At 58.3% G+C, this 13,013-nt stretch carries 9 protein-coding genes and 1 pseudogene; 5 read left to right on the forward strand and 5 right to left on the reverse strand.

Annotated features, from left to right (window positions below; all coding sequences use genetic code 11):
* Positions 1-46: 46 nt before the first annotated feature.
* Together IVA96_RS00265 and IVA96_RS00270 are read right to left on the reverse strand one after the other, a co-directional pair.
* Positions 47-826, reverse strand: a complete 780-nt coding sequence (locus IVA96_RS00265) for a class I SAM-dependent methyltransferase (protein ID WP_247414860.1) — start codon at positions 824-826, stop codon at positions 47-49.
* A 619-nt stretch (positions 827-1,445) separates the two neighbouring features.
* Positions 1,446-4,712 carry an AMP-binding protein gene (locus IVA96_RS00270; protein ID WP_256464564.1) on the reverse strand — a complete coding sequence of 1,089 codons (3,267 nt, stop codon included), beginning with the start codon at positions 4,710-4,712 and terminating at the stop codon, positions 1,446-1,448.
* Positions 4,713-5,357: 645 nt separating this feature from the next.
* Here IVA96_RS00270 and IVA96_RS00275 point away from each other — a divergent pair.
* From IVA96_RS00275 to IVA96_RS35525, 4 genes and pseudogenes are all read left to right on the forward strand, one after another.
* Positions 5,358-5,990 carry an NYN domain-containing protein gene (locus IVA96_RS00275; protein ID WP_247276771.1) on the forward strand — a complete coding sequence of 211 codons (633 nt, stop codon included), beginning with the start codon at positions 5,358-5,360 and terminating at the stop codon, positions 5,988-5,990.
* Positions 5,991-7,043: 1,053 nt separating this feature from the next.
* Positions 7,044-8,132 carry a PAS domain-containing protein gene (locus IVA96_RS00280; RefSeq protein WP_247276753.1) on the forward strand — a complete coding sequence of 363 codons (1,089 nt, stop codon included), beginning with the start codon at positions 7,044-7,046 and terminating at the stop codon, positions 8,130-8,132.
* 97 nt (positions 8,133-8,229) lie between these two features.
* Positions 8,230-8,490 (forward strand): annotated as a pseudogene (locus IVA96_RS00285) (NYN domain-containing protein); the annotation flags it as partial.
* Positions 8,491-9,094: 604 nt separating this feature from the next.
* Positions 9,095-9,460, forward strand: a complete 366-nt coding sequence (locus IVA96_RS35525) for a response regulator (protein ID WP_247414864.1) — start codon at positions 9,095-9,097, stop codon at positions 9,458-9,460.
* Between the two features lie 879 nt (positions 9,461-10,339).
* Here IVA96_RS35525 and IVA96_RS00295 read toward each other — a convergent pair.
* Together IVA96_RS00295 and IVA96_RS00300 are read right to left on the reverse strand one after the other, a co-directional pair.
* Positions 10,340-10,657 carry a hypothetical protein gene (locus tag IVA96_RS00295; protein WP_247414866.1) on the reverse strand — a complete coding sequence of 106 codons (318 nt, stop codon included), beginning with the start codon at positions 10,655-10,657 and terminating at the stop codon, positions 10,340-10,342.
* A 24-nt stretch (positions 10,658-10,681) separates the two neighbouring features.
* A complete protein-coding gene (locus IVA96_RS00300) occupies positions 10,682-11,764 on the reverse strand; it encodes a DUF1236 domain-containing protein (RefSeq protein WP_247414901.1) in 1,083 nt (360 codons plus the stop codon).
* 199 nt (positions 11,765-11,963) lie between these two features.
* On the opposite strand from IVA96_RS00300, the gene IVA96_RS00305 reads away from it, so the two are divergent.
* Complete coding sequence (locus IVA96_RS00305; RefSeq protein WP_038383553.1) at positions 11,964-12,191, forward strand: hypothetical protein; 228 nt, start codon at positions 11,964-11,966, stop codon at positions 12,189-12,191.
* A 293-nt stretch (positions 12,192-12,484) separates the two neighbouring features.
* Here IVA96_RS00305 and IVA96_RS00310 read toward each other — a convergent pair whose 3' ends face one another.
* A complete protein-coding gene (locus IVA96_RS00310; RefSeq protein WP_247414868.1) occupies positions 12,485-12,991 on the reverse strand; it encodes a PRC-barrel domain-containing protein in 507 nt (168 codons plus the stop codon).
* Positions 12,992-13,013: the final 22 nt, after the last annotated feature.

The following is a 13,013-nucleotide window of genomic DNA, read 5'->3' on the forward strand; positions in this document are numbered from 1 at the left end:
CCTCGATCATCGCTCGTCGGCGGCTTGCCGACGCGACCTCAGAGCGTTAAACCACTTCCGCGCAATCTTCGGCGTACCGCGGGCACGTACCGCGCGCAGCCCAAGCACTTGCGAAATAAGTGCGAGGACCATCGGGAGATCCGTCGAGATAGGCAAGACGCAGCGCCTTCTTGAATTGTCTTTTACTCACGTCGAACGCCGCCACATAAGTCGCGAACATACCGTCGCCACCGTCTAAGGGAGTCCAAAAATCATCAAAGTTGACAAAGTTCATCGTGATTGTGAGCGCGGTTTCCTGCACATTTTGGAGCCCTGCGTGCTTCAATTCACCTGCGATACCTCCTTGACGAGTAATGGGCCGAGACAAGGCCTTGGCGCGCAAATATGCCGCTTTCGCATCGAGGACGGCTGCCGTGTCCCAAAACATGCGGCCGAAGACGAGACCACCGCGCAAGTCCCACATGCAGGCTGAAACCGTTCCGCCGGGTCTCGTCACGCGCACCATTTCGCGTATCGCGCGTTGCGGCTCCGGGATGAACGCTAGCACCAGCATCGATAGTGTGAGATCAAAGGTGTTATCGGCAAACGGAATGTTGCACGCATCTGCCGTCTGGAAATTAATGCGGGGGTCTGCTTCCCTTGCCTTGGCGTAGGCAATATAGGAATCCGAAAGATCGAGCGCCTCGATGGACGTGAACCCGGGGTTCCTTGCAAGCTCCACGGCGAGGTGGCCAGTTCCGCAGCCCACGTCAAGCACTCTTCCTTTCGCAGAAGACGCTGCGAATGCTATGAAGAAGGGGGCGAGCATCCGGCTGTGGCGCCCCATTTGCAACTCGTACCGTTCGCCGCTCGAAGGTGGGAACGTCGAGTTTCTGATATCGAGCCGATATGGCGCGGTTGTCACGAGTAACGCTCGCCAATATTGAAAATGACGTACATGACCACCCGGCTTTTCGCGGCCGCCAGAAGGTGATCTATCCGACGAATTGGAAAGTCGCTCGTTTCGTCCCGACCACCACGGCGGCTAACGGTAGCCCGTCGTGCCATGCTGGAGGCGATGAAACACTCGAAGTACGAAAAGGCAGCCTGTTCAGCGACGTTTCGATTTTCGCTCGGCGACTTTGATCGAGCGATCGAGTTCCTTAAGCGCTCGACTCGCTTCTTCTAGTTGCGATTGGAGAGCTTTTCTTTCTCGCTGCAGACCTTTCACCAGAGCCTTCCGTTTGGCTTCGGTTAGATTGTCCAGATCGACCAAATCTATAAGAAAAGCACACATTGCTTCGCCTCTCTCTATCAAGTTCAATCAACTAGCACACTCAACCTCCCACGACTGAGTGTCGACGCTCTCCAGTGGATAATCAAGCCTGAGCCGCCCGAGCTCTTTACTACCGGCATCGAAGTTGGCCAGGAGTGCCAATCGCGACGGCCAGAACGGCAGCGCGCATTCAAAAATCACACAGTCTGCCAAGCTCCCTGTCAGGGTTTGCTACTGCTTTGGCTACGACAGCCAGGTAATCCGCAATCCAGTCCCGGTCGGCGTTTGGGGCGAACAAATCCTTTTTAAGCGCGCAAATTCCTTTGATACCCGTCGGGCTCTCTTGGAGAGCCATCGAAAGCCAGGCGCAATCGATCGGCATTGCAGTACGCGCTTTTTGAAAAGTGAACGGTTGCGCCGTCAAATCCCGCAACTTGGGTGACCGGCGAAACGCAACCTGAAGAACGAAATAGATTCGCACGAGTGTTGCCGGTCTCAGGTCCGTTTCCTTCGCTAATCGTGCGGCAATGACATCAAAGGGGAGCTCCTGCATTGCGTGCGCTGCAACTACCGTCTCGCGTACGCGATGGACCGCGTCGACAAAGGTTAGACTCGCGTCAATTTGCGTCCGTAGCAGCGTGGTGTTTGCAAACGGTCCGATTACGCTTTCCCTCGCGAGCTGCCCGCGATTTGCCATCAGCGTAGCCACGCAGATATCGCTGCATCCGCTTCGCAGCACCAAGAGCGTCTTGAATACCGCCAGCAAGGTCATGAACAGGGTTACACCTTGGCTACGGCAGAAGTCTCGCAGGCGTACAACCAACTCATCGGACAGCTGAAATGGTCTTTCGATAATGCGCGCCGTCAGTTCGCCAACAACGTTGATCTTGGGGGGGTTAAATAGGAGTGAGACTTTGTTCAGACGCTCCTTCCAATATGCGTACTGTTTATCTGCCGCAATGCCAGTGCACCACTGACGTTGCCAACGCGCAAACTCGGAAAACTGAAGCTCAGGCTCGGGCAGCTTCGATTTCCTGCCACTCACCGAGGCGGAATAGAGTTCGGAAAGCTCCTCCATAAAGACCACCATCGACCACCCGTCGACGATGATGTCATGCACGACAAAAAGCAGGATATGGTCGTTCGTGTCGAGCCTAAAGAGGTGCGCGCGAAATAATGGCGCTCGCGTCATGTCGATCGGTTCCAAGGTGGCTTGCTGAACTTCCAGCTTCGCTCTTGTGAGCTGGAGTTCCTTTGCTCGAGCACTTCGGGGACCCGATCGCATTGCCAAGTTCTTCATGCTCAAGATCCATTCGACATCGACGTCCGGCGCCACGACGGCGGTGGGCGCCTCATTCCGCCAATGAAATGCCGTGCGCAGGCAAGCATGCCGGCGCACCATGCTGCCAAGGCTCTGCCTTAGCGCGGGAACATCAAGTGCTCCTTGCAGCCGATAGGCGAAAGGCAGATTAAACTGCGGCAGTCCGGGGAGTTTGCGTTCGACTCGCAACATACGCTCTTGCACAATCGACACGGGTTGTGGGCCATCTGCTTTTGCGCAATCCGCCGCTTCTATAGTGGGAATGCGCCGGATCGTCTCCCCTGAACCCTTTCGTAATGTCTCAACGCGGTTCGCCAGCGCAGTAACGGTCGGCGCGCTGAAGATATCCTCGAAGGACACTTGAACCCCGAAACGCTCTTCCAGACGCAGGATCATTTGCGCCATGGCAAGTGAATCGATGCCTAGGGCAAAGATATCTTGGTCTATTTCGACCTGGTCGCTACCCAGGATTTCTGCCCAGATTCCCGCGAGTTGACACTCCAATTCCGAACGTGGGGCGACCATGTCTGCTCCACGCTGGTCGGTACTCGGCTGAATTGCCGATAACGCGGCCGCAAGTTGACCTCGATTTATCTTTCCCCCCGCGCCCTTAGGTATTTCCGAGACGATATGGATGACGCCCGGAACCTTGAATCCACTCAGAAGTTTGCGGGCGAAGTCTCGCAGCTTCTGCGCACTAACCTCGGCGTCGCGACTTAAGACTACGGCGGCAGCCACCTCGGCCCCAAGCCTCTCATGAGGTACCGGGAAAACGGCGGCGTCGATCACATCTGGATGGCTCAGCAACGCCTCCTCCACTTCGGCGGGCGCCACTTTCTGTCCTCCCTTGTGGATAATCTCTTTGATCCGACCGACGATGAAGAGATAGCCCTCTTCGTCAAAGTACCCGATGTCGCCAGTTCGAAACCAGTTTTTGCGAAATGCGGACGCGGTTGCTGCGGCATCGTTGTGGTACCGTCTGGTTATCGTGGGACCCTGCAGCTCGATTTCTCCACGTTTGCCCGCCGGCAATCGTCGCCCCTCACTATCGACAATCGCGATCTCAGGTCCTGCCGGCCGACCGACTGAACCCAGCTTTCGCCGGTGTAATGGATTTGCCGTAATTTGAGTTGCGGCCTCGGTCATGCCGTAGGTATCGATTACCGGGACGCCAAATAAGGCCTCCAATTCGCTAAGCGCGTCGCGCGCAAGAGATGTTGAGGCCGAGCGAATGAGCCTCAGGGAGGATCGGCGCGCGGCTTGTTTGTGCAGAATTGCCTCGCGCAAAATCGCCTGATGGACTGCGGGTACGGCCGTGTACCAGGTTGGTCGAAACTTTCGAAGCCAGCCAAAGAACGCTGTTGGATCAAAGCCGGGCGTGCAAACCACGCTGGAGCCGGCCGTCAAGCCGGCCAGAACACCCGAGATCAAACCGTGCCCGTGGAAGAGAGGTAATACGCTCAGAAGGCGGTCTCGCGGTCCAAGTTCTAGATTCACACCGACGTTGCGGGCTGAGAGACAGACGCTTGCGTGGGTCAGAGGCACCATCTTCGGCCGCGACGTGCTGCCGGACGTCAAAAGAATGAACGCATCGTCGGAAGAGGACGCTAACTGATCATTAGGCGGTTCTCTCTGACTAACAATATGGAATGCGCCAGCCCCCTCGCCCGGACGAGTCACAACGTCGATGATGCGTATACCCAACGAACTCGCGGCGCGACGGCAGGCCGAGGTCGGATCAGCGTGGGCCAATAGCGCTGCCACGTCCAGATCAGCGAAGTAACGCTTGTATTCATCATAGGTGAAGTCTGGGCTGAGTGGCACACATACGGCACCTACGGCAAGCGTCACCATCGCCACGGCAGCTTCGGGTCCGTTTGGCAAGACCACCGCGACCCTGTCGGTTCGGCTCACTCCCGCACTGCGCAACCCGCGCACGACATCATGGGTCAGCAACGACAATGCACCATATGTCATTGGGAGGCACCCGGGAGCCAATATTGCGTATCGGTCGGGCGCCTGTCGTCCGTGATGTAAGAGGAGGTCGTAGAGACAAGCAAACGTCGTCGTAGTTACGCTCTCCCGCGAAGCTATATCCTTTACCTTCTCAATGAACTTCGACAAACCCGCCTCCATTTCAGATGGACGACTAGTTCGTGTCTATGAATACCTGGATCTCGAATCACTGCTCGAACTAAAGCGGCATTTTGAAATCGGCCGCAGAGTAAAAGTCCTTCGAAACGGCGCGATGCGCAATACAGTCGCTCAAGCCACCAATTTCCACTCCGACTCCGCCTCTGGATGACAGAGGATATATCATTCATGGCCCAAAGACACCCCATAGTTGGGTGCCGTTTTGCCCCTCGACCTCTGGCACAGCCAGTTCATCCGAACTCGCCAAGAGTTGACAGCGAGGAATCGCAGCGGCCGTAGTCCATACGTGAGAGGCCGCGAATGATATCTCGGGCGCGTGCTAGTCCCCTACGGAAGCGCAAGAGTTGGTCGTGCTCACGATTGCACTGCGAAAAGAACTCGCGGACGAGGACAGTCGATAGCGCTGACCAAATCGCCCGGGCGCACATGCTTCACCAATACCTGCGGCTTGCACCTTCGGACGATGCTTGCGAATTAATCCAGCGTCTGACAAATCTGTTTGAAGGTTAAAGGAATACGGTATAGTCTTGTGAGATCAAGCTTCGATGAAAATTTGAAGTGTCGTCTGGTTGGCGGGATCACATGAACGAGCCCGCAGCATGGCACTTGGCCCAGAGACCATCCGTCATGTCATCTCCTAGCAAGATTGCGCTCTTCATCGATGGAGCCAATCTCTACGCCACTGCCAAGTCGCTCAACTTCGATATCGATTACAAGCGGCTGCTGAGTGAGTTTCAAAGTCGCGGGACGCTGCTGAAAGCGTTTTACTACACGGCCGTTATCGAGGATCAGGAATTCTCGTCGATCCGCCCGCTGATCGACTGGCTGGACTACAACGGCTATAGCGTCGTCACCAAGGCCACCAAGGAGTTCATCGACGCTTCTGGCCGCCGCAAGGTCAAGGGCAACATGGACATCGAGCTTGCAGTTGATGCCATGGAGCTCGCAGGGCACATGGACGAGATGGTGCTGTTCTCGGGTGATGGAGACTTCCGCTCACTGGTTGCAGCAGTGCAGCGGCGCGGAGTCCGCGTTACCGTGGTGTCCACCATCGCGGGTCAGCCGACAATGATCGCCGACGAGCTGCGCCGTCAGGCCGACGTGTTCACCGATCTTACGGAACTCAAAGGTAAGGTTGGTCGGAATCCGTCTGAAAGGCCCGCACTCCGTGAGCGCGAGTCGCGCTATCGCCCGCACGCGGTCCTAGAGCGTGAGACCACCCCAGGCCTCAAGGGAAATGATAGTGTGCTCGAGGACTGAGACTGCTCGTGTGATCCCGAGGCTGCTATGACCGTGGCCCTGGTCTTCTGAAGCGCAAAATGACCGCGCGCCGAAGCGAGCGGCTCGAGCTTAATATCGAGAGCATGCCGAGCATGATCAGCAGTACGCCGACCAACTTGCCGTCCGACTCGCCGCCTCGTTCTCGGCGAAGCGTGGGCCGACTGGAACATTCTGAAGTTCGCACGAAGTCGCCACATGGTCGTGCGGATCGACTCCATCTTGCGTTGGGGGCAATCGCTAATAGTTGCAACAGTGGGTGGACTGATCCGTAGGCCGAGGTTAGGCATGAATGCCCTCCCAATCATGGATTGCCAGCGCCACGAATCTACTCCTGTTCGGTCCATACGTGGAAAATAGCTGGATTTGAAAGCTAGCCCCGTCTCCGTGGTGGGCCCGCAATGCACCTGATGGGCAGACGCTGCCGGCCCGGTATACGCTCCGCAACGCACCTAGGTTGTATTTGCATTTCTTCTTCGACGTTGCTTTTCTCGTGTCTTTTGCAAAAGAGCGCTTATTTGGTCTCTGGGCGCGTGAGGGTTCTTTGAGTGCTTTTCTGGTACGGTAGAGAAGCCAACAGCTGAAACAGCGCTCGCGCAGCCTTATATCTCGCCTCGGCACGACTGCGCTCTCGGCCATTGAGTAAGCACTCCCCTGCGCTTGTCCGAATAAACCATCCCCAGCGTCGTCCCTTGCGTTGAACGTCGATATCAAAGGTTGGCAGAACACTTGGTCGACAGGAGTTGTGTACGTAATTGTTCACGATACGCGCTCAATGAAAGGCGGAAGTCTTTTTTCTTACGGACGCCGTGAACAGCGGACCAGCCCGCATTGCCACAATGCCTAGAGGTGCAATCGCGACATGGCCTGTAGGAGGCTGGCCAACTTCCATGATGGTCATTTTGCTACCTTGCGAAAGTGGGGACCACACGGCGGCCAACCCCTTGATAATGCAAAACTCCTGAGGCAGCATGGCCCAATTGGGCTATGCTTTTCGAGGTGCTGCGGCACATTCCAGGAACGTCGGAATGGTAGATGGAACCGATTGATCTGCACCGACTAAGCGGCGTTTTGGCCGCCGCCGCGATCGATCCCTCTCTCTGGACATACGCATTGGAGACAGCGGCGGAATGCACCGGCTCGTATGGTGCGGTACTGTTACCAGTCGTCGGAGCATTGCCAATCGTTGCTGCAACTCCTTCAATGGAACGTAGCGCAAATGTTTACGTCAAGGATGGATGGCAAACCCGCGATGAGCGCTACCGCGGGAAGGCCACGTTCCTGGCGAATGGGGTGGCAACGGACGACGACTGCATGCCATTAGACGAACGCAAGCGTTCGCCATTCTATCAGGAATTCCTTCGGGCCTGTAATCTCAGCGGTTGGGCAGGCGTCAGGATTGGCCGGGGGGATCTGGTATGGAATTTGAGTCTGCAAAGGACTCCGGACCAAGACACCTACTCCGCAAGTGAACTACGAGCTCTTTCCAATCTGGCCAACAGCTTGGATTCGGTCGTTCAGACATCCGCAGCGCTAGGCATGGCAAAAGGCGAATCCGCGCTAAACGCCTTCGATTTCTCTGATCGCGCGGCACTGCTGCTGGACCGATCGGGCCAGGTGGTTCGGGTCAATTCAGCTGCGGAGCGATTAATCGGAATGGATCTGCAGATTTCAGCAGGGCGCATTCGCTGCCAGGACCCGAAATCAAATGAACTCCTACATAACGCCATCAGAGCTATGTTCTGGAGCCTTGAAGCCTTCACTAGCGCACCCATAGTTCTGCAAAAAGTTTCAGGTGGCCGACTCGTCATCTACCCAATGAGGCTTTCTGGTCTAACTGACTCTCCCCTTTCTCTCTTCCACGCAGTATTAGTTATCTCCGACACTGACCTGCAGCAGTCAGCGGGTATGAAGACTCTGCGCGAGGTCTTCGAGCTAACGGACGCAGAATCGCGGCTGGCAGTAGCTCTTGGGAGCGGCAAGAACTTGGACAGTTTTGCGGCAGAGCGAGGACTTTCTAAGCAGACCCTGCGCAATCAATTAAAGTATGTTTTTATGAAGACAGGGACAAATCGCCAAGCTGAGTTGGTGATGATGTTGTCGAACCTCGTTCCGAAGAAGTGACGACGCGATCCCTCATGAATGTGCGATGCCGCTAATTCGACCTTTACAGTAGCGCGATTCAGAACCCAGTAGTTCTACACCAAAGGCGAGTCGCAAGATGGACATCGAGCTCGCGGTGAACGCAATGGAGCTCGCCGAGCACATCGACGAGATAGTCCTGTTCTCCGGTGACAGCGACTTCCGTTCCATGGTCGCGGCGGTGCGGCGCCGCGGCGCGCGCGGCACGGCGATCTCCACCATTGCCAGCCAGAACCCCATGATCGCTGACGAACTGCGCCGCCAGGGCGACGTCTTCACCGACCTCGTCGAGCTTCAATCCAAGCTCGGCCGCGATCCGTCCGAACGGCCGCTCCCCCGGGAACTGCAACGCGCCTGACAAAAACCGGAGCGGACGCATATCGAGCAACGGCACCGCCGGCAGCGTTTCATTATCAATGAAATCCCAGTTGCACTTAGCCTAGCAATGACCGTGCCAAGGATTGTGACGGCCCGCCGGTTCACGCTGGCGGCCTTCGCACCTGCTTCTCTTCTCCCAAACTAAGGCGATTTGGTGGGGGCGGCACCTGCGGGCGCGGAGTATCGATCGGCTGGTCTGGAGAGGAATCACTTCCTCTATTTTCCTCCTTGACGAGGGCGCCAATGCAGCCGATCGCTACTAGCAGCGCTCCTACGATCATCAGCCAGTGCGGCAACTTAAAGGTTGCAAAAAGAGATAGCCACACAGTCTCCGCCACTTTTCTACTCCTTCACTGGTTCTGGCGGTTCTTCAGCGCTGCTTCAGCCTCCAAGAGGAGCGCTATCGTCCAGTCGGTGCCGCTGCACGAAAGCAGGCGCGCTTGTCGTCCCGGTTCCCCTCCGGCACGGACTCCAATCATTCCGGGCTCTCTTCCCTCCCCTTCGGGAACGACCGACCCGTTGGGCCGTTCGACTGCGTACCGGATGCCATCCCTTATGAGCCACCAGTGAGTGTACTTCTCGTCGAGGACGATCCTCTGATCCGCGAATTCGTGGTCGAAGCACTGCGGGAGGCAGGATATCACGTGATCCACGCGAGCACTGGTGAGGAGGCGCTGGCCTGGTGCAAGCGGCACGTCGCCGACGTGCTGGTCACAGACGTTAGGCTGCCCGGACAAGTCGATGGGTGGCAGATCGCGGAGCGCTGCCGAGAGCAGGATCCGGAACTGCCGGTCATCTACGCGACAGGCTTCTCGCCCGCCACACCACGCCCCGTCCCGGGCAGCCGCATCGTGAGGAAGCCCTTCCATCCGGGAGAGATCGTCAGGATGATCAGGGAGCTCGGCGACGAAAAGGGGCCGTCGCCGGGTTAGCCGGTCTACTCGCGACCGAGCCTTACCCGCGCCAGCCGTAGCTGGACCGACGTCGGGTCGTTGCTTCGGCGCACCACGACCTTCTTGCGGAATTATCCTTTCGGTGGGCCAATTCCTCGACGGCCCGAGCGCAGATCTCAGCGGGGTCTTTGAGGCCGGTCTGACCGATTTCGATTACCTTCTTGGCAATCAGTTCGGTGAGAGGGTCGTTGCGATCCTGTACGCCAATCATGCGCAGAGCCTGTTCGTAGGCCCTCGAAAGCCGCGCAATCTCTTCAGGTCCGAGAGGCGAGTTTTGAAGTATCCGGGAGATGGCCACTTGGTGTCCCCCGCTGGACCCAGCGTAGCACCGATCTGCTGACAGAGAATTGTGCCTTAGTAGCCAATTTTGGTCTCCGCAGGGTGCCGAAGGAAAGAGAGCACGCGCGACGGGCCGCAACGGACTTTCAGGGAGACACGATTCTTAGAGGCGCGGAGGAACGATAGCCCGAGTGCAAGGTTTTCCCGACGCCCCTGCCCCAAGGGGCGAACCCCGTACTGGCCCCAGCTCATAGCCCCCTAGCCCCCCAGGGCTGGGGCCTTCGGCTGGCGACTGCCGCGAGACGGTGGCTTCCGTGAACCCCCGCACTTCTCACCTTGCTCAGAAAGGGCTATTCGTCTGCGCCGACAGGGCCGAACTCTCGCCGCCGAGCAGCTTCAGCGCGGTCTCGATCTTGGCCATAGCGCTTGGATTTCGGCGCGCTCGTTCGGACTAGGTCGGCTTGTAGCCGCGCCCTCAGCGCTTCCTTCTGGTCATGGAGCTTCGCAACAGCGGACGTCTCATCACCAAGGAACGAACCGAATTCGAAAGGGCCGCTCGGAGAGCGGCCCTTTCCTGGTTCACCAGCTCCGGGTGCCGAAGCTGAACCCGATGCTCGGGCCACCGCCGTAGTAGCCGTAGCCGTGATCATAGTAGCCGGGCCCGCCATAGGAGCCGTAGCTCCGGCGGACCACATAGCCGTCGTCCCCGCCGTAGTAGCGCTGGACATAGCGTGGACCGCGGGTGCGATAGCAGCGGCCGTACTCGTTGCAGACCAGGCGAACCTGGTCGACGTTGGCCATCTCCGTCGACGCGACAGCAGCGGGCGCAAGAGGGGCGGCACCTGCGGACGACGCCATAATGGTCGCCGCGAGCGCTCCTAGAATCATGGTCTTCATGGGTGTTCTCCTTTGGCTGCGAGATCAATCGATCTCTTCGATGACTCGACGCTCATGGGGTTCGACGATGTACGTGTGGCTGTCGCGGTTGATGTACCGGTACTCGCGCAGGGTCGGCGCGTCCCGATAGACCTCTTCCGGAAACGCTTCGATCTCCACGCCTTCCGGCACGCGCTCACCTCGACGGATCTCGGTCCGGACCGTGCTGCCGGTCGTTTGCCGCTCGCGCTCGACGGGACGCGCCTTGGCGTGCTTGCGGATGACTTCGCGATCACGATCGCTGAACGTCGCTTTGCGCTGCTCCGTGCGCGCCGGCGCGGCCGCCGTCGAGCGACCGGAGTACGGCAGGGTCGCGACGATCTTGTAGGTCGACGGCTCGACGATCACGATCTCGTCCTTCACCAGCACGAAGTGGTAACCGCGGTACTGCGGCACGATCTCGACGACCTCGGCCGGCAGCGGCTGCAGGCGGACGTCGCGCGGAACGACCGTGCCCACCGACAGAGAGAAGTTCACGTTGGTCAGCGGCTGCACGTTCAGGTGCGAGATCGACGCGCTGATGCGGGTCCGCTGCTGGTCGTTGATGTTCACCGACGTGTTCGCGTTGGTGTTCGACGAACGATCTGCCGTGTTCTGCTGATTGGTGGGCTGCTGGGCGGTGTTGATCGAACCGCTACCCATCGGCGACTGCGCCTGATTGCTGCTTGAGGACGGCGGGTTGGCGCTCTGCGTCTGGTTGTTCATGTTGTTCGAAGGCGGATTGGTCTGCGCCTGGTTGGAAGGCGCCGTGGTCTGGTTGGACGGCTGATTGGTCTGGGCCTGGTTCGCCGAATTCTTCGCGGCCGGCGCCTGCGTGGTGTTGGTCCCGGTACCGGAATTGGACGACGGCGCAGACTGGGTCTGGGCTGAATTCGTCGCAGGACTGGTCTGCGCGGATCCCGAAGACGAATTCGAAGACGGGGTCGACGTCGAGGACGATGGCGCCGTCGAGGTGGAATCCTGCTGGCGCTGCGTCGCCGACGGATTTGAGCTCGACGAGGATTGAGCGAAGGCCGAAGTCGCGATCGCGACTGCAGCGGTCGTAGCCAAGAATAAACGCTTGTTCATCCAAAACCTCCTAAATGCGACGTCTAACAACGTCGGCTGAGACACGCAGTTCCTTCCCGGGAAAACTTGGTAACTTTCGCCGGGCGCTTCCGTATTGCTGCTGTCCCGAAATGGCGCAGGGCTGCCGGCAGGCACAACCGGAACTTCAGAAGCGCGGGCTCGTTGGCAATGACTACTTACGAGGCATTGAGGAGGACACATGAAGAAGCTGATCGTGTGCGGCGCGCTCGCCGCCTTCGCCCTCGGCACGCAGGCCGCCAGCGCCGCCGAGTTCTACATCGTTCGAGACGCGACCACTAAGAAATGTACGGTCGTTGACACCAAACCGACGACGACCACCACGACGGTCGTGGGCGACGGCGTCTACAAGACCAAGACGGAAGCCGAGTCCGCCGTGAAGACCACCAAGGTCTGCACCGAACAGTAAACGGTATCGCCAAGCCCAGCCGGGCTGGCGAGAACGTTCGGACAGCAAATGGAGGAGCAGATGCCTGTATTGATTTTGTGGGCCGTACCTGCCGTGCTCGTTGTTGGCGGCGTCGGCTATTGGTTAGTTCACATGCACTGAGCGAACGTAAGCTCGCATGAATGGCTCGCCCGCAAACGGGGCGGGCCTTTTCTTTTCGGCCAGTTTCACCGGGTGCTGTGAAAGAAAACCGGTGCTGTGAAGAAAAAGGGCCTCCGGATGGAGACCCCCAATCTCGAAGAACGTTCTGTCCGTCAGTTGTAATCCGAATACTTGAACTGCGGGAGCGCCTTGAGCTGCTCCTTGTTGCCGCTCATGACGGCGTGGTCTGGGACCCAGTCGTTGCGGTTCGTGGTGTTGGTCGAAGCCGCGCCGGTCGTGGTGGTGTCGCGCGAGCTGGTCGAGGTGCTGGTCGAGCTCGTCCGGACAGGCTCTTCAACGAACTTCAGCTTGTCCATCGAGACGGCGATGTCGTGTTCGCCCATGCCGAGAAAGCCACCGATGCCGATCACCACCGCGTTGATCTTGCCGCTCTTGTCAACGAGCAGTTCGTTGATGTCACCGAGCTTCTCGTTGGCTTCGTTGTAGACGTTCAGCCCCATTAGCTTCGAGGCGCGCCAATTGCCCTTCAGCGCCATCTTTGCATCGGCCGGTTGGGCGGTTGCCGCCGGGGCGGCGCGATCGGGCTGAGCGGATTGGGCGAACGCAGCGCCGCCGATCACCGCAGTGCCGAGCAGAGCAACGGCAAGAAAGCTTTTCATCGATATCTCCTCCAACGTGAGC

This window comes from Bradyrhizobium sp. 159, assembly GCF_023073795.1.
Classification (GTDB): domain Bacteria; phylum Pseudomonadota; class Alphaproteobacteria; order Rhizobiales; family Xanthobacteraceae; genus Bradyrhizobium.